Annotated in this window: 16 protein-coding genes; 12 read left to right on the forward strand and 4 right to left on the reverse strand. The window is 65.2% G+C overall.

Features of this window, described 5'->3' with window-relative positions; genetic code table 11:
* Positions 1–105 precede the first annotated feature (105 nt).
* Positions 106–333, forward strand: a complete 228-nt coding sequence (locus CG51_RS13925; RefSeq protein WP_051930609.1) for a hypothetical protein — start codon at positions 106–108, stop codon at positions 331–333.
* Positions 334–870: 537 nt separating this feature from the next.
* A complete protein-coding gene (gene ykgO, locus CG51_RS13935) occupies positions 871–996 on the forward strand; it encodes a type B 50S ribosomal protein L36 (RefSeq protein ID WP_035712875.1) in 126 nt (41 codons plus the stop codon).
* A 169-nt stretch (positions 997–1,165) separates the two neighbouring features.
* Here the strand turns inward: ykgO and CG51_RS13940 are convergent, their stop codons facing one another.
* Positions 1,166–2,905 carry a glucan ABC transporter ATP-binding protein/ permease gene (locus tag CG51_RS13940; protein WP_035745996.1) on the reverse strand — a complete coding sequence of 580 codons (1,740 nt, stop codon included), beginning with the start codon at positions 2,903–2,905 and terminating at the stop codon, positions 1,166–1,168.
* Between the two features lie 155 nt (positions 2,906–3,060).
* On the opposite strand from CG51_RS13940, the gene guaB reads away from it, so the two are divergent.
* The 4 genes from guaB (at position 3,061) to cysS (ending at position 9,452) form a co-directional block, all read left to right on the forward strand.
* Entirely contained in the window at positions 3,061–4,509 is a 1,449-nt protein-coding gene (guaB, locus tag CG51_RS13945) for an IMP dehydrogenase (protein ID WP_035745999.1), read from the forward strand.
* Between the two features lie 2 nt (positions 4,510–4,511).
* Complete coding sequence (locus CG51_RS13950; protein ID WP_035746001.1) at positions 4,512–5,666, forward strand: RsmB/NOP family class I SAM-dependent RNA methyltransferase; 1,155 nt, start codon at positions 4,512–4,514, stop codon at positions 5,664–5,666.
* Positions 5,667–5,739: 73 nt separating this feature from the next.
* Positions 5,740–7,983 carry an ATP-binding protein gene (locus tag CG51_RS13955; protein WP_143412820.1) on the forward strand — a complete coding sequence of 748 codons (2,244 nt, stop codon included), beginning with the start codon at positions 5,740–5,742 and terminating at the stop codon, positions 7,981–7,983.
* A 98-nt stretch (positions 7,984–8,081) separates the two neighbouring features.
* Positions 8,082–9,452 (forward strand): cysteine--tRNA ligase, encoded by a 1,371-nt coding sequence (gene cysS / locus CG51_RS13960; protein WP_035746003.1) that lies wholly within the window; start codon positions 8,082–8,084, stop codon positions 9,450–9,452.
* 4 nt (positions 9,453–9,456) lie between these two features.
* Here cysS and CG51_RS13965 read toward each other — a convergent pair whose 3' ends face one another.
* From CG51_RS13965 to miaA, 3 genes are all read right to left on the reverse strand, one after another.
* Entirely contained in the window at positions 9,457–9,987 is a 531-nt protein-coding gene (locus CG51_RS13965; protein WP_051930611.1) for a GNAT family N-acetyltransferase, read from the reverse strand.
* Between the two features lie 5 nt (positions 9,988–9,992).
* Complete coding sequence (locus CG51_RS13970) at positions 9,993–10,784, reverse strand: helix-turn-helix transcriptional regulator (RefSeq protein WP_035746006.1); 792 nt, start codon at positions 10,782–10,784, stop codon at positions 9,993–9,995.
* 99 nt (positions 10,785–10,883) lie between these two features.
* The gene (gene miaA, locus CG51_RS13975; protein WP_035746008.1) at positions 10,884–11,756 is read right to left on the reverse strand and encodes a tRNA (adenosine(37)-N6)-dimethylallyltransferase MiaA; all 873 of its coding nucleotides are present in this window, start codon (positions 11,754–11,756) and stop codon (positions 10,884–10,886) included.
* 117 nt (positions 11,757–11,873) lie between these two features.
* Here miaA and pyrH point away from each other — a divergent pair, with 117 nt between their 5' ends.
* From pyrH to rseP, 6 genes are all read left to right on the forward strand, one after another.
* The gene (gene pyrH, locus CG51_RS13980) at positions 11,874–12,611 is read left to right on the forward strand and encodes a UMP kinase (RefSeq protein WP_035746011.1); all 738 of its coding nucleotides are present in this window, start codon (positions 11,874–11,876) and stop codon (positions 12,609–12,611) included.
* 159 nt (positions 12,612–12,770) lie between these two features.
* Positions 12,771–13,331 carry a ribosome recycling factor gene (gene frr / locus CG51_RS13985; protein ID WP_035746012.1) on the forward strand — a complete coding sequence of 187 codons (561 nt, stop codon included), beginning with the start codon at positions 12,771–12,773 and terminating at the stop codon, positions 13,329–13,331.
* A gap of 17 nt (positions 13,332–13,348) precedes the next feature.
* Positions 13,349–14,095, forward strand: coding sequence for a polyprenyl diphosphate synthase (uppS, locus tag CG51_RS13990; RefSeq protein WP_051930613.1), 747 nt, complete (start codon positions 13,349–13,351; stop codon positions 14,093–14,095).
* Positions 14,095–14,889 carry a phosphatidate cytidylyltransferase gene (locus tag CG51_RS13995; protein WP_035746014.1) on the forward strand — a complete coding sequence of 265 codons (795 nt, stop codon included), beginning with the start codon at positions 14,095–14,097 and terminating at the stop codon, positions 14,887–14,889. Before uppS ends, CG51_RS13995 begins: the two co-directional genes overlap by 1 nt.
* Positions 14,890–16,074: a 1-deoxy-D-xylulose-5-phosphate reductoisomerase gene (gene dxr / locus CG51_RS14000; RefSeq protein ID WP_035746016.1), complete on the forward strand. Its 1,185-nt coding sequence runs from the start codon at positions 14,890–14,892 to the stop codon at positions 16,072–16,074.
* A 3-nt stretch (positions 16,075–16,077) separates the two neighbouring features.
* The gene (rseP, locus tag CG51_RS14005; protein WP_035746017.1) at positions 16,078–17,418 is read left to right on the forward strand and encodes an RIP metalloprotease RseP; all 1,341 of its coding nucleotides are present in this window, start codon (positions 16,078–16,080) and stop codon (positions 17,416–17,418) included.
* Positions 17,419–17,432 lie beyond the last annotated feature (14 nt).

Here is a 17,432-nt window from a genome sequence, read left to right on the forward strand (position 1 = left end):
AGGCCGCTCAGGACGCGCGGGAGAGGGCCACCCGCGCAGAAGCCCAACGGCTTGCCGTGCAGGCCCAACGAGACGCGCTGCAGCGCAAACTGGAGGATGCCGCTCATGCGGAACCTGTGCACAGTCCTGATGCTCTCCCTGCCAGCCGGGTGCGGCGTCTCCAGCAAATCCGCTGACGTTCCGCCGTCGCTGCTCGTGCCGTGCGACAGGCCCGTGAGCCTGCCGGATCGTGCGCTGTCTGACCGGGAGGTGGAGGTCTACTGGGGCCGCGACCGCGCTGCGCTGGTTGCCTGCCGGTCGCGGCATGAGGGGCTGGCAGGACGCGGGTTGTGAGCGCGCGCTTCCCTCTATGGCCGAATCGCGGATGTTCTGCGAATGTTCTCGTATGGGTATTGGAGAGCACTTCGTCATTCTGGAATGTCAGTGCGGACACAGCTCCACGTCGTGGCTCGCTGACTGGCCGGAGCATACGCGCACACATTGGGGGGTGCGCGATGAAGCGATGGCTCGGCTTCGGTGCTCTGTCTGCGGGCGCGTCGGTCGTCCTGCGGAGGTCCGCTTCGGATGGTCGGCCGGGCCCAAGCCGGGCAGGGAGCACGTGAGGGGCGGGTAACATGCGAATGTTTCGCAGGTTTTACGTAGTGCTTTCAGGTTCACTGAACCAAAATGAGGTTCGGTTTGTGGGATAAACGAAGAACGCCCCCCTTTACATCGCCTCGAATCTGCTATTAAAGCGCCGCGTTGGCGGGGATTACCTACGTTGACATCGTAGTGGTCACAGGTTCGATCCCTGTCGCGCCCACCATTTTCACCGCCCATATGGGCAATCTGTTTCAAGGCGCACGCCGCGCCGCGAATGGGAGACGACCGATGAAGGTCCGCAACTCGCTCCGCTCGCTCAAGCAGCGTCACCGCGATTGCCAGATCGTGCGCCGTAAAGGCCGCGTCTACGTGATCAACAAGACGCAGCGCCGCTACAAGGCCCGTCAGGGCTGAGGCGGGAGCCACAGGACAGAACATGAGCGGCCGCCGGGAAACCGGCGGTCGTTCGCTTTCTGGAGTGGGGTCTTTCCATGCCGGTATGTGCAACTCCTGCGCAGGCAGGAAAATCGCCTCCCCCCGCCGCATGTCCGATTGCGGCGCGCGTTGGTTCCGGAGCTGGGCGCTACTCCTCCTTGGGTTCGACGATCTCGCCTTCCTCCACCAGATGCTGGAACAGTCCACCCGCATGGGCGAGGTCGTGGAACTTGCCGTCCTCCACGATTCGGCCCTGATCGAGCACCAGAATCCGGTCCGCATTCGCAACGGTGGAAAGCCGGTGAGCGATGACGAGGGTGGTGCGGTTCGCGCGCAACTTGTCGATGGCCCGCTTGATCTTGGCCTCCGTCGCGGGATCGAGGGCGGAAGTCGCCTCATCCAGAATGAGAATCGGCGCATTCTTCAGCACCGCGCGGGCGATGGCGATCCGCTGGCGCTCGCCGCCCGAGAGCGCATTTCCGCGCTCGCCGATCACGAAGCCATAGCCACCGGGCTTGCGTGTGATGAACTCATGCGCCTCGGCCAGTTCTGCCGCCTGCTGCACCTCCGCGTCCGTGGCGCCGGGCCGGCCGATGCGGATGTTCTCGGCGATGGAGCGGTTGAAAAGCCCGGCCTCCTGAAACACGACCGCCACGTTGTCGCGCAGGGATGACAGGGTGATGTCGGCGATATCGCGGCCATCGACGGTGATGGTGCCGGAATCGGGTTGCCGCAGCCGCTGGAGCAGGGCCAGCGTCGTCGTCTTGCCTGAGCCGGTCGGGCCGACGAGGGCCACCGTCTGTCCCGGCAGCGCCTCGAAGGTCAGGTCGAAAACGCCCTGATCGCTGTCGGGGAAGCGATAGGTGACATGGTGGTAGGCCACGTGGCCAAGCACCAGACCCACCAGCGGTGTTGCATCGGGCGGGTCGATCACGTCGGCGCGGGCGTCCAGCAGCTCAAAATAGCTGCGGATCACCGGCGTCTGTCGAACCACGGTCGAGACGAAGCTGGAGAGTCTGTCCAGCTGCCCGACCAGCAACCCCGCGAAGGCCGCGAAGGAGACGATCTGCCCGACCGTGATCTCTCCCCGCTGGGCCAACACCGCGCCCACGCCGAAGATGACCACCATGGTGATGGTCGCTGCCGCGCGTGTCAGCACGGTCATCAGCCCCCACCATGTCAGCACGGGATACTGGGCGGAGAGCAGCGTGTCGATCAGCCCGCGCATGGCCTGCATCTCGGAGGCGAAGCGGCTGTAACTCTGCACCACGGTCACGTTGCCCAGCACATCGCCCACTCTCCCGAAAAGGCTGCCGGAATTCTTCTCCACCTCCGCCTGACCGATGCGGGTCTTGCGGATGACGAGCACGTTCAGCACCAGATAGACGATCCCCAGCAGCGCCAGCACTCCCGCCATGGTCGCGTTCAGGCGGATTGCGGTGGGGATCATCAGCAGGATGCCCGCCAGCGCCGTCAACTGCTCCCGCAGCACACCCAGCCAGACGACGAAGAGCGCATCCGTCCCCGCGAGGATGGCACGGACCACCGCTCCGCTGCCCTTCCGCGCATGATAGCTGATGGGCAACGTCATGGCGGTGGAGAACGCATCCCCCAGCGCCGCCATCCGCCGGCGATGCGCGAGCCTGTCCGACGCGATGGCGACGACCGCACCCGCGACGATGCCGAACAACCCGAAGGCCGCCCAGATGCCGATGAGCTGAAAGGCGTTTGACCCTTCGGCCAGCCGGTCCACCATCCGTCCGAACAGGATCGGCTCGGCGAGCTGCACCACGGCAAGGATCACCCCCGACAGCGCCAACGAAAGAGCGAGCCAGCGTTCTGGGAGCAGGAGCGCGAGGGTCCTGCGGTAGATTTCCTGCGGCGTCATTCTGTTCCGTCCCTACGCGTTGCGACGTTCCGTCGGGATGTCTTGCGCATCATGCACCCGGCGACCATCTGCGTTTTATCCTTTTCTTCTCCCGTTCGGCGTGAAATAGGGAAGCGCCAAACGATCACTCCCCCCGCCGCCCTAAGGAGGTCTCCATGGAGATTCGTGAGGCTCTCACCTTTGATGACGTATTGCTGGTTCCCGCCGCGTCCAGCGTATTGCCCTCAGATGCCGATACATCCACCTTCGTCACCCGCAGCGTCCGGCTGAACATCCCGCTGCTTTCCTCCGCGATGGACACCGTGACGGAGGCCCGCATGGCCATCGCCATGGCGCAGGCGGGCGGGATCGGCGTGATCCACCGCAATCTCGGCATCGATGAGCAGGCCGATCAGGTCCGCCGGGTGAAGCGCTTTGAATCGGGCGTCGTTTACAAGCCGATCACCCTCACCCCCGATCAGACGCTGGCCGATGCGAAGGCTTTGCAGGAGCAGTACAACGTCACCGGATTCCCCGTGGTGGACGGAGAGGGGCGCGTCGTCGGTATCGTGTCCAACCGCGACATGCGCTTTGCCTCCGATGACCGCACCCCGGTCCGGGCGATGATGACTGCCGACAATCTCGCCGTGCTGCGGGAGCCTGCGGATCTCGATCTCGCCAAGAGCATGATGAAGGCGCGGCGGATAGAGAAGCTGCTGGTCACAGACGGTCAGGGCAAGCTCACCGGGCTGCTCACGCTGAAGGATACCGAAAAGGCAGTGCTGAACCCGAACGCCACCAAGGATTCGCTGGGCCGCTTGCGGGTGGCCGCGGCGAGTACGGTGGGCGATGCGGGTTTCGAGCGCTCCGCCGCGCTCATCGACGCAGGCTGTGACCTGATCGTCATCGATACGGCGCATGGGCATTCCATCTCTGTCGCGCAGGCGGTGGAGCGGGTGAAGAAGCTTTCGAACGAGGTGCAGGTCGTCGCAGGCAACGTCGCCACGGCGGAGGCGACGCGCGCGCTTATCGACGCGGGGGCGGATGCGGTGAAGGTGGGCATCGGGCCCGGCTCAATCTGCACCACGCGCATCGTTGCCGGTGTCGGCGTTCCGCAGCTCACCGCCATCATGGATGCCGCGAGCGCTGCTGGTGGGGTACCGGTCATCGCGGATGGCGGCATCAAGTTCTCGGGCGACTTCGCCAAGGCCATCGCGGCGGGCGCCTCTTGCGCCATGGTGGGGTCGGCCATCGCCGGAACGGATGAAAGCCCCGGCGAGACGATCCTCTACCAGGGGCGGTCCTACAAATCCTATCGCGGCATGGGTTCCCTCGGCGCGATGGCGCGGGGCTCTGCCGACCGCTACTTCCAGAAGGACGCGGCCTCCGACAAGCTGGTGCCCGAAGGGATCGAGGGGCAGGTGCCGTACAAGGGCACCGCAGCGGCGGTGATCCATCAGCTCGTCGGCGGCCTGCGGGCGGCGATGGGCTATACCGGCAACCGCACGGTCGAGGAGATGCGGACCAACTGCCGCTTCGTCCGCATCACCGGGGCAGGGCTGAAGGAAAGCCACGTGCACGACGTGCAGATCACCCGCGAGAGCCCCAACTACCGGATCGGCTGACAGTGACGCCCGCCGCCCGAATCGCTGCTGCCATCGCAGTGCTGGACGAAATCCGCGCAGGCGATGCGGCGGAGCGCGCGCTCACCAACTGGGCGCGCCGCAGCCGTTATGCCGGTTCGGGGGATCGGGCGGCGGTCCGGGATCATGTGTTCGACGCGCTCCGCTGCCGACGGTCCTTCGGCTGGCTGGGAGGTGGGGAGGACGGGCGCGCTCTCATGCTGGGCGCCCTCCGCGCCGGCGGCGAAGACCCGTCGGTGATGTTCACGGGCGAGGGGCACGCGCCCGCCCCGGTGACCGCCGATGAAGGGGGTCAGTCTCTCGATACCGCGCCGGAGGCCGTCCGGCTCGATACGCCGGACTGGTTGGTGCCCGACCTGCAAGCCAGCCTCGCTGAGGATTTTGCCCCGGTAATGGAGGCCCTCCGCCATCGGGCGCCGGTGTTTCTCCGCGCCAACCTCGCCCGCGCGACGCGGGATGAGGCGGCCCGTGCGCTGGCGGAGGAGGGGATCGAAACACGTCCCTCGCCGCTGGCCGAGACGGCGCTCGAAGTCACGACCCGCGCCCGTGCCGTTTCCGGTTCCGCGGCCTATCGTGAGGGGCTGGTGGAATTGCAGGATGCGGCATCACAGGCGGTGGTGGAGGCGCTGCCGAGGGGTGGCCGCGCCCTTGATTACTGCGCGGGTGGCGGGGGCAAATCTCTCGCTCTCGCGGCGCGTGGGGCAGAAGTTTTTGCCCATGACGCCGACCCCGGGCGGATGCGCGACCTTCCCGCGCGCGCAGCGCGGGCGGGTGTCCGCATTGCCCAGTTGCAGGCGGTGGATCGCGCCGCTCCGTTCGATCTCGTGCTGACGGATGTGCCGTGCTCCGGTTCGGGAAGCTGGCGCCGCGCGCCGGAGGGGAAATGGCGGCTGACGGCAGACATGCTGGAGCGGCTGGAGCAGACACAGGCCGCCATCCTTCGCCGTACAGCACCGCTCGTTGCTCCGGGAGGCGTACTGGCCTATGCCACCTGTTCGCTGTTGGAGCGGGAGAACGCGGCCCAGATCAGGCGCTTCACTGCCGAGGTCGGGGGCTGGCATCTGGCACAGGAGCATCGGTTCACGCCGCGCGACGGTGGCGACGGCTTCTACCTGGCCGTGCTGCGACACAAACCGTAGTAGAAGACTCCGGGATTAACCGGATCTTAACCCTCGCCGGTGTCCAAAAAGAGTGTGGCGGCAGGGGGTCAAGGTGTCGGGGCAGCGGATCGGGATGATGGGGCGGACGGGGCTTTGGCAGACCGGCCTGTTGGCAGTGTTCGGACTGCTCGCCTGGGCGGTGGGCGAGGCTGTCCACGCGCGGCCCGGCGTTCTGCACGCGGTGGGTGCCGCGCTCGGGCTCGTGGCAATGATCTTCGCTGCGATGACCGGGATTGGGATGCTTCAGAAAGGCCAGCGTCGCCGATGGCTTATGCGCCTTCCGGGTATGGAGGCAGATCCGGCTGCGATCACCGATGAGAGGGGGCGGATTCTCTCGGTGAACACAGCCGCCGGCACGGGTGAGACGCTTGTGGAACTGCTCTATCCGTTGCTGCTCGAGCCGCAGGCCGCCTGCGCGCGGCTTGCCTCGGGGGGACATGCGGATTTCCCGACCGGGCGCGGAACACTTCGCCTCACCGCGCTTCCTCTGGATGCCGGGCTGATGCTGTGGCGTTGGACGGATGGACTTGCCGATACCCTCCCGCTCCCAGTCTGCACTCTGGCCGCTGATGGGCGCGTTCTGCATGTCAGTCCCACGCTCCGGGAGCTTCTCGGGCTGCGTCCGTCACGGATCTCCGACATGTTCGCGACACCGCCCCGCAATGGGGAGGAAACGCGCCTCATCACGATGAAGGGTCCGCTCGCCGTTCTGGTTCACGACCTGCCCTCTGCGGGGGATCGTCGGGTGCTGCTGCTGCCCATGGAGGAGCCCGCCTGCACCGCCGGCGGTTCTGCCGAGGATCTGCCGGTCGCGCTGCTGGAACTCTCGCCTGACGGAAGAGTGCTCTCCGCCAACCGCGCCGCTCGGGAGATCCTGTGCCCGCCGGAGGGGGAGGCACTGCTGCACGACCTTGTAGAAGGACTCGGACGCCCCGTGAGCGACTGGATTGCCGATGCCATGGCCGGGCTGACGCTCAACAAGCCGGAGATTCTCCGTGCCTCCCGGGCCAGCCGCGAGTTCTACGTACAGATCGTCCTGCGCCGTGTCCGGAACGGCGGCCGCATGCGGCTCATCGCCGTCCTGAACGACGCCACCGAGCATCAAAACCTCCAGTCGCAGTTTATCCAGAGCCAGAAGATGCAGGCGATAGGCCAGCTCGCCGGTGGTGTGGCGCATGATTTCAACAACCTGCTGACCGCGATTTCCGGCCATTGCGATCTCCTCCTGCTCCGTCACCGGCCCGGCGACCCGGAATTTGCCGATCTGGAGCAGATAAGACAGAATGCCGATCGTGCGGCGGGGCTCGTGCGGCAGCTGCTCGCCTACTCGCGCAAGCAGACGCTTCAGGCCGAGGTGCTGGATCTGCGTGCCGTGCTGGCCGACGCCATGCACCTGCTGAACCGGTTGGTGGGTGAGCGGGTGCGGGTGAATTTCCGCAACGACGATGCGCTCCGCCTTGTGCGTGCCGACAGGCGGCAGCTTGAGCAGGTGATGATGAACCTCGTCGTCAATGCCCGCGACGCGATTGGGGGTGTCGGCAATATCTGGGTGGAAACGGAAGCACTGCGGTTGAACGCGCCGCTGTCGCGGGACAGGGCAAGCGTTCCGGCGGGCGATTACTCCGTGATCCGCGTGCGCGACGAGGGAAGCGGTATTCCGCCTGATATGCTGACCAAGATATTCGAGCCGTTCTTCACGACGAAGCGGCCCGGAGAGGGGACGGGTCTCGGCCTTTCCACCGTTTACGGCATCGTGAAGCAGTCGGGGGCCTTCATCTTCGTGGATTCGATCCTTGGCGAAGGCACGACCTTCACCCTCTATTTCCCGGTTCATATCGGCGCTCTGCGCACGGAGCCAAATCGGGAGCCTTCGAAACTCCCCCCGATCCAGGCAGGCGGCGTGGTGCTGCTGGTGGAGGATGAGGCGCCCGTACGCGCCTTTGCCGCCCGTGCGCTTCGGCTGAAAGGGTTCACCGTGCTGGAAGCGGACAGCGGAGACGCTGCCCTTGCCCTCACGTCGGAGCCGGATTTGCGCATCGACGTGATTGTGAGCGATGTCATCATGCCCGGCATCGACGGGCCCACCTGGGTCGCCAAGGCCATGGATCAGCGACCCGATATGCGGGTGATCTTCGTGTCCGGCTATGCGGAGGAGTCGTTCGGCGAAATCCGCGCCCGGATGCCGAATTCCACTTTCCTGCCGAAGCCGTTCTCCCTCGCGCAGTTGACCGAAGCGGTGAGCGCAGAGGTCGGTCGCCGGCCCGTGACAAAGGCAGAGCTGGAACCGGTGGCTTAAAAGCTTCCCGTGGGCCGGCTTCGGCGCGCCGTGGTATTGGTGGCCGGTTTGCATCGACGGGGAAATCCGGCTAACTGCGCGCGACGCCGGAGGATATGATGGTCGAGATTTCACTGCACAACACGCTGACCCGGCGGCGCGAGGTTTTCGCGCCGCTCGATTCCGAAGATGTGCGGATGTATGTCTGCGGACCGACTGTCTATGACCGTGCCCATCTGGGTAACGGCCGCCCCGTCGTGGTGTTTGACACGCTCTTCCGGCTGCTGCGACATGTCTATGGCCAAGACCACGTGACCTACGTCCGCAACTTCACGGATGTGGATGACAAGATCAACGCGCGTGCTCGGGCGGAAGGTGTCCCGATAGGGCGCATCACCGAAGAGACGATCGCCTGGTATCATGCCGACATGGACGCACTCGGCGCGCTCCGCCCGACGGCGGAGCCGCGTGCGACCGAGCATATCGGGTCCATGATCGCCATGATCGCCTCGCTCATCGCGCGTGGACACGCCTATGAGGCAGAGGGCCACGTGTTGTTCGACGTGCGGAGCTTTGCCGAGTACGGGCGGCTTTCAGGCCGGTCGGTGGATGACATGATCGCAGGTGCGCGTGTGGAAGTGGCGCCCTACAAACGCGATCCGATGGATTTCGTGCTCTGGAAACCCTCGACGCCGGATCTGCCCGGTTGGGACAGCCCCTGGGGCCGGGGCCGGCCCGGCTGGCACATCGAATGCTCCGCGATGAGCTTCGAACTGCTGGGGCCTAGTTTCGATATTCATGGCGGCGGAATCGACCTTCAGTTTCCGCATCATGAGAACGAGATCGCGCAGAGCTGCTGCGCCCACCCCGAGGGCAGTTTCGCGCGCTACTGGCTGCATAACGAGATGCTTCAGGTGGAGGGGAAGAAGATGTCGAAGTCTCTCGGCAACTTCTTTACCGTGCGCGATCTTCTGGAACAGGGTTGGCCGGGAGAGGTGATCCGGTTCGTCTATCTCGGAACCCATTACGCCAAACCGATGGACTGGACCACGGAGAAGGCGGATCAGGCGCGGACGACGCTGGCGCGCTGGCGTGCGCTGACACGGGGTGTGTCCGCCGCCACGGAGCCTGCTCCGGATCTTCTGGCCGCGCTTGGCGACGATCTGAACACGGCGGGCGCGATCGCGGTTCTCCACGGATTGGCGAACTCCGGGGACGCGGCGGGGCTGAAGGCTTCGGCCGCTCTGCTGGGTCTGCTCGACGATGACCATGACTGGACGCAGCGGGAGGTCGCTCCACAGGTCGCGGCGCGGATTGATGCGCTGCTTCTGGAGCGGGCTGCGGCGCGGAAGGCGCGGGATTTCGCCCGCGCCGATGCGCTGCGCGACGGGTTCCAGCGGGCCGGGCTCATCGTTCGCGACACGCCGCAGGGCGCGGAATGGGAGGCGGGACCGGATTTCGACCCAGCCGAGATACTGCGCCTGGAATGATCGCTCAGCCGGGCGGCGTCTGATCGCCCGGCCCCAGCGCCCGCTGCATCAGCACGGAGTCGAGCCAGCGCCCGTGCTTGAACCCGATGGAGCGAAAGGTCCCCGTGAGGGTAAAGCCGAATCGCCGGTGCAGCGCGATGGACCCTGCGTTGCCGCTGTCGCCGATGACCGCGATCATCTGCCGCCACGGGCCCTTTTCGCAATCCGCGATGAGGCGGGAAAGCAGGGCGCTGCCGACGCCCCGCCCGACCAGCTCCGGCGCGACATAGATCGAATCCTCAACCGTGTAGCGATAGGCGGGCCGGGGCCGGTAAGTTCCGGCATAGGCATAGCCAAGCACACCTTCCGCCCCTTCCGCCACCAGATGCGGCAAGCCGAGCATCAGGACACTCTCTCGCCGACGGGCCATCTCGGGCAGGTCCGGGGGCGTTTCCTCGAAGCTCGCGACGCCATGCAGAACATGGTGGGCATAGATGCGCTGGATCGCGCAAAGGTCGTCTTCCACCGAAGGGCGGATAAGGAGATCGTCTGTCATCGTTGTCAGCCATTCCGGCGGAAGGACGCCGGGGATTTTCCTGTGCGCTGGTGAAAGGCGCGGGTGAAGTAGGCGGGGGAACTGAAGCCGAGCGCCCGCGCAACCTCTACGACTGGCAGATGCTGTTCGGCAAGCAATCGGCGCGCCTCCACGATCAGCCTGTCCTGAAGAAGCGTATGCGCTGATCGCCCCGCCGCCGCATGGCAGGCCCGCGACAGATGACCCGGCGTCACGCCGAGATCATGCGCAAAATCCACCACGTCGCGGCGAGCATAGGGCATGCGATCCAGAAGTTGCACGTAGCGCGCCACGAGCTGCTTCTCCGGATCGTTCCCACTCTCCTCCCGGCGGAGCGCCTGCCGCTCCATCCAGACGCAGATCAGGCCGAGCCAACACTGCGCCGCCTGCTCGCGGCCGGCGCGCAGCCCATCCAGTTCACGGGCAAGATGATCGATGAGCTGGTTCAGCTCAAGCTGTACGGGCGTTTCGCGTGCACGGATATGCAGGGGCTCGAAGGGGAGCGGGAGGCCATGGTTGCGCCCGAAGAAGACCGCAGATCCGAAAACCTGGGGGTGCGCTTCAAAGCCGTGCATGGTCTCCGCAGGCAAAAAGATCGCGTTATGAGGCCCGTAGCCGCGCATTTCTCCCCCTGCCGACAGACGGCCCTGACCCCGGGTGAACCAGTAGAGCACGGGCTCGCCCCACGAGCGGCGCGCCTCGGTATGCCACTTGCCCGCCTGCACGATGCGGGAGATAGGCGCGACGCGGAGAGTGGGAAGCACAGGCAGACTGTTCATCGGCGCTCCTTCTGTGCCACCGATCTTACTCCGCCCCTGCATCTTACAAAGCGGCTTTATGCGCGACTTCCGTCAAGGTTGTCCTGCGTTGCGCCGCCGCTACGGTCGGGGGAGGCGGTGCCACCCGCCCATTCGGCGGCGGAACCACGTCCGCTGCCGCTTCGCATATTGGCGGGTTGCAGCCTTGGCCTGCTCCTTCGCGGCGTCGAGAGACATTTCTCCATTGAGATGGGCCAGCAGCTCGGGCGCACCGATCGCGCGGGAGGAGGGGCGCGCGGGATCCCAATGCGGTAGCTCCGCCCGCGCCTCTTCCAATGCACCCGAGTCGATCATGTGGTCGAACCGGCTGTCGATCCGCTCGGCCAACCAGTCCCGGTCCGCGTCAACATGGAGCAGCGTTGCCGCCCCGTGCGGAAGGAGAGGCGCGCCGGTTTCCATCTGCCATGCGGCAAGGCCGCGTCCCGTTGCGCGCAGAACCTCCCATGCACGCTGCACCCTTGCGCGATTTCGCAAGTCGATCTTCGCGGCGGTTTGCGGATCGAGCTGTGTTATCAGCCTCTCCAGCGGCAGGCCGTCGGCCTCCTCCCGGACCGCTCCGGGGGTGGGGGGGATTTCTGCAAGCCCTTCCGTCAGCGCTGTGAGATACAATCCGGTGCCTCCCACGATGATCGGCCGCGCACCGGTCCGCAGCAGCGGCGCCAAATCCCGCAGCCAATGACCCACGGAATAGTCCGCCTCACGAGCGACATGGCCATAGAGGAGGTGGGGAATCCCTGCGGTTTCTGCCTCGCTCGGACGTGCCGTGAGGATGCGCCAGTTGGCGTAAACCTGCAGGGCATCGGCATTGACGACGACACCGCCGAAGTTTTGAGCCAGTTCAATCGCCAGCGCTGACTTGCCCGATGCCGTGCAGCCGGCAATAAGGATGGGCTTATCCTCAATTATATCAATCTTTTGTAAATTTCTATTCATCCGATTTGTCAGACATGGGGGGTTTTTGCCTGCCGATGCGCTTCTGCGTTGAACCTTCCGGGCTTTTGAGACATTTTCCCCATTCGGGGAATAGTATAAGTCGAAAGGAACCGCCGCATGAGCGATGCGCCGAACCCGTCGTCACAGGTCAAGTACAAGCGCGTCCTGCTCAAGATCTCCGGCGAGGCCCTGATGGGGGATCAGGGATATGGTCTTCACCCTCCGACGGTCGCGCGGATCGCCGCAGAGGTGAAGACCGTCCATGATCTCGGGGTCGAGATATGCATGGTCATCGGCGGAGGCAATATCTTCCGTGGTCTTCAGGGCTCCGCTCAGGGAATGGAGCGGACGACCGCGGACTACATGGGTATGCTTGCCACGGTGATGAACGCGCTCGCCATGCAGGCCGCGCTGGAGGCGCTCCGCATACACACCCGTGTCATCTCTGCCATTCCGATGGATCAGGTCTGCGAGCCCTACATCCGCCGCCGTGCCGTCCGCCATCTGGAGAAGAAGCGCGTCTGCATCTTCGCCGCCGGGACCGGCAATCCGTTCTTCACCACGGATACGGCGGGCGCGCTCCGAGCCGTGGAGATGGGCTGTGAGGCTATCTTCAAGGGCACGAAGGTGGATGGCATCTACGACAAGGATCCGAAGAAGTTCGATGATGCAAAGCGTTATGATACAATTACTTACGACGAAGCACTCATCAAGAATCTGAAGGTGATGGATGCCTCCGCGCTCGCTCTTGCCCGCGACAATGATCTGCCGATCATCGTGTTCTCGCTCGATGAACCGGGCGGTTTCGTAGGCATTCTCCGGGGCGAGGGGCGGTCCACACTGGTACACGGCTGACGAACGCCGCCGATGGTGTCTGGACGCGGTTTTCCCGCCGCGTCCGCTGCGGCGATCTTCCCCGCGATCTTCTCTGTGCAATTCGCCTCGTTATCGCTATACCGGGCCAAAATGGCTGCGTCTTGAGCGGCGCGGCACGGAACTGGAGACCAACTTATCATGGCGGATGACATCACCGAAATCGATCTTGCGGATCTGGAGCGGCGCATGGATGGCGCTATGACTTCGCTGCGCGCCGAATTCGCCTCTCTTCGCACCGGGCGGGCCTCGGCCACCATCGTGGAACCGATCCAGGTGGATGCCTATGGCTCCATGACGCCGGTCAACCAGCTTGGCACCGTCAACGTGCCGGAGCCGCGCATGATCACCATCAACGTGTGGGACAAGGGTCTTGTCTCCAAGGTGGAGCGGGCGATCCGCGATTCCGGGTTGGGCATCAATCCAGTTGTGGACGGCACGATCATCCGGCTGCCGATCCCGGAACTGAACGAAGAGCGCCGCCGCGATCTGACCCGCGTCGCCGCGCAATATGCCGAACATGCGCGCGTCGCGATCCGCAACGTTCGTCGGGACGGCATGGACCAGATCAAGAAGGCCAAGAGCATGTCCGAGGACGACCAGAAAATGTGGTCGGACGAGGTGCAGGATCTGACCGACAAGTCCATTGCCGCTGTGGACAAGGCTCTGGAGAGCAAGCAACAAGAGATCATGCAGGTCTGATCGATCTGAGAAGGCCAATGCCGAGCCATTTCGGGGACAGGATCGTGGCGGAAAGACCCAGCACAGACGCGCTTCACGTGGCGATCATCATGGATGGCAACGGCCGATGGGCCGTGCGCAAGGGCTGGCCCCGGCTCATGGGGCATCGCCGCGGCGCAGAGCGTGTGAAGGAGATTGTGGCAGCTTGTCCCGATCTCGGCATCCGCTACCTCACCGTCTATGCCTTCTCCACGGAGAACTGGAAGCGATCCACGGAAGAAGTTCTGGGCCTTATGTCCATCTTCTCCCGCTATATCGAGAACGAGGCGGAGCGCATGAACGCGGGCGGCGTGCGCCTGCGGTTCATCGGCGACCGTTCGCGGCTGGACAGGCGGCTTCAGCGGCTCATGGCCCGGATCGAGGAACATACCTCGACCAATGACCGGCTCCACCTGACCGTCGCGATCAACTACGGCGGGCGCAATGAGCTGGCCCGCGCTACCCGAAAGGTGGCGGAGAAGGTCGCGCGCGGAGAAATCCGGGCGCAAGACGTCACCGAAGCCACCCTTGAGGGGGAGCTGGACACCGCTTTCCTCCCCGAGCCCGACCTTGTCATCCGCACCAGCGGGGAGACGCGGGTGTCCAATTTCCTGCTCTGGCAGGCGGCTTATGCCGAATACGAGTTCACTCCCACGCTCTGGCCGGACTTCACACCGCAGGAACTCGGCTGCATTCTTGATCGCTATTCACTGCGTGAGCGGCGGTTCGGCGCGCAGGCGGTCTGATGGCGGCAAAGTTCCAGGATCTTGCGCCCCGGTTCATCTCGGGTGCGGCTCTCGCCCTCATCGGGCTGATCGCCATGTGGGTTGGCGGCTGGGTGTTCCTGATACTCGTGACGGCGCTGATCGGCCTGATGGTGTGGGAGTTGCAGCGCATCTGCACGCTTCCTGAAACCACACCGGTCGGCGTTCTGCTGGCCCTGCTCGCCGCGCTGGCGGTGTTCCTGTGGGGCGTGTTGCCGATCGGTTTCGTTCTGCCTTTTGCGCTGCTGCCCGCGATGCTGGGCATCGGGAACCTGCCGCGGAACCGGACGATCTTCGCGGTCTATTCCTCGTTCATGATCGTCGCCGGTTTCGGGCTTCTGCATCTTCGACAGGATTACGGTTTCGTCTGGATGTCGTGGCTCGTTCTGGTGGTCGTGGGAACGGATGTCTTCGGATATTTTGCCGGTCGCATCATCGGCGGGCCGAAGTTCTGGCCTAAGGTCAGCCCGAAAAAGACCTGGTCCGGCACCCTAGCGGGTTGGGTCGCCGCCGCGGGAATCGGTGCGATATACGTGCTGGCAACCGGCGCGCGGTGGGAACTGGTGGGCGTTTCCATCGCGATTTCAATGGCATCCCAGCTTGGCGATGTCGCGGAAAGCGCGGTCAAGCGGCGGATGGGCGTGAAGGATGCCTCCAATATCATTCCCGGTCACGGCGGGGTCATGGATCGGTTCGACGCCATGCTCGGCGCCTCGGTATTCCTCATGCTGGTGGAGCGGCTGGCGGATTTCAACCTGATCATCTGGGGCCTTTGAATGCGGCGCGTCACGGTCTTTGGCTCGACCGGGTCGATCGGGGAGAGCACGCTCGATCTGCTGTCGCGGGAGGAGGATGCGCAGGCTGTCGCCCTGACCGGCGGGCGGAACGTCGCGCGGCTGGCCGAACAGGCCCGCGCCTTGCGCGCCGAGCTTGCGGTGACTGCCTTCGAGGAGTGCCTTCCCGATCTCCGAGCCGCGCTGGAAGGCTCGGGCATTGAGGCTGCGGCGGGAAGCGCTGCGCTGCTGGAGGCGGCGGACCGCCCCGCGGACTGGGTGATGTCAGCCATCGTTGGAGCCGCAGGATTGGCGCCGGGGTTGCGTGCGCTCGGGCAGGGCGGGGTGCTGGCGCTGGCGAACAAGGAGAGCCTTGTTTCCGCCGGTCCGCTGCTGCTGGGAAAAGCGGCGCGTCACGGAGCGACAGTTCTGCCCGTAGACAGCGAGCATTCCGCGATCTTTCAGGCGCTCCGCGGTGAGGATCCCGCGACGGTGGAGCGGGTCGTCATCACGGCCTCCGGCGGGCCATTCCGAACCTGGAGCCATGAGGCGCTCGCCCGCGCCACCCCGGCGGAGGCCGGTCGCCATCCGAACTGGGACATGGGACAACGCATAACGATCGATAGCGCATCGCTTTTCAACAAGGCGATGGAAATCATTGAAACCCGCGAGTTCTTTGGATTTTCCCCGGCCCAGATCGAGGTTCTGGTTCACCCGCAATCCGCCGTGCACGCATTGGTCGGATTCATCGACGGTGCTTTTATGGCGCATCTCGGCGCGCCCGACATGCGCCACGCCATCGGCCATGCGCTGCACTGGCCGGAGCGGCGACCGCTGCCGGTGGAGCGGCTCGATCTGGCACGGCTCGGGCGGCTGGACTTCGAGGCGCCGGATGAGGTTCGGTTCCCCGCGCTCCGTCTCGCGCGGGAGGTGATGGGGGCGGGCGGGCTCGCGGGCGCGGTGTTCACGGCGGCCAAGGAAACCGCTCTCGATCATTTCATCGCGGGGCGGATCGGTTTTCTCGACATGGCGGGCGTGGTGGAGGAAAGTCTGACGCGCCTCGCCGCTCAGCCGGACTTCGGGCGGCCCGCCGACGATCTGGACGCCGTTCTGGCGATGGACGATCTTGCGCGCCGCACGGCGGGAGAGATCGCGGCGATGCGCGGCCTGATCACGACGGGAGCTTGAGGCTTGGAGACTATCGGACTGATCCCCTCCTTCGGGAGCTTCGCGGCGACGATCATCGCCTTCGTCGTCGCGCTGTCGATTATCGTCGCGGTGCATGAATACGGCCATTACATCGTCGGCCGCTGGACGGGGATCAAGGCGGACGTGTTTTCGCTGGGATTCGGCCCTGTGTTGTTCTCTCGCGTGGACAGGCACGGCACGCGCTGGCAGGTTGCTGCGCTGCCGCTCGGCGGCTACGTGAAGTTTCGCGGCGACGCCGATGCCGCTTCCGCCGGGGTGGATCAGGCCGCTCTCGCCGGGTTGAGTTCCCAGGAACGCCGGGCCACGATGCATGGTGCCCCGCTCTGGGCGCGGGCGATGACGGTCGCGGCGGGGCCGGTGTTCAACTTCGTGCTCTCCATCGCGATCTTCGCCGGGTTCTTCATGATCCAGGGCATCGCGGCGGAGCAACCGGTCGTGGGCCAGTTGCGCAACCTTCCAGGGCCAAGCCAACAGATCCGCGATGGCGACGTTATCCTCTCGGTGGGGGGCGTTCGGACGCCGGATACCTCGGCCTTCGTGCTGGCGGCGGACTCGCTGCAACCTGCGGAACGGGTGGCCTATCTCGTCCGTCGCGGGGGTGAGGAGATGACGGTGCAGGGGCCGTTTCCCTTTCCGCCCGTGGTGGACGGGGTGCAGCCACAATCTGCCGCCGATGCGGCAGGCCTGCAGCCGGGCGACGTGATCGTCTCGGTGAACGGCATGCAAATCAATGCTTTCCGACAACTTCGTGAAGCTGCCGGCGCCTCCGAAGGCAAGCCGATGACGCTGGGGGTCTGGCGCGACGGCGAGGTCTCGGACGTCACGCTCACCCCACGCAGTGCCGATCTTCCTGCGGCAGGCGGCGGGTTCGAGACACGGTGGATGATCGGCCTGACCGGTGGCCCCGGATTCCTGCCCGACATGCGCCATCCCGGCCCGTTTGAGGCGATGAGCCTTGGTGCACAACAGACATGGTCGGTGGTCTCCACCAGCCTTTCTGGACTCTGGCACATGCTGACGGGCGCGATCAGCTCCTGCAACCTGCGCGGCCCCATCGGAATCGCCGAGACTTCCGGTGCCGCAGCGAGCCAGGGCCTGGGAAGCTTCATTTGGTTCATCGCCGTGCTTTCCACCGCTGTCGGCATGATGAACCTCTTTCCTGTCCCGGTACTGGACGGCGGACATCTGGTCTTTCATGCGTGGGAGGCGGTGACGGGTCGTCCGCCTTCGGACCGGGCGCTCAGGATGCTCATGTCGGTGGGCCTCGCGATGCTGCTGACGCTGATGGTCTTCGCACTCACCAACGACATCTTCTGTCCTTGACGGCGGGTGCCACG

Source organism: Haematobacter missouriensis (assembly GCF_000740775.1).
GTDB lineage: Bacteria > Pseudomonadota > Alphaproteobacteria > Rhodobacterales > Rhodobacteraceae > Haematobacter > Haematobacter missouriensis.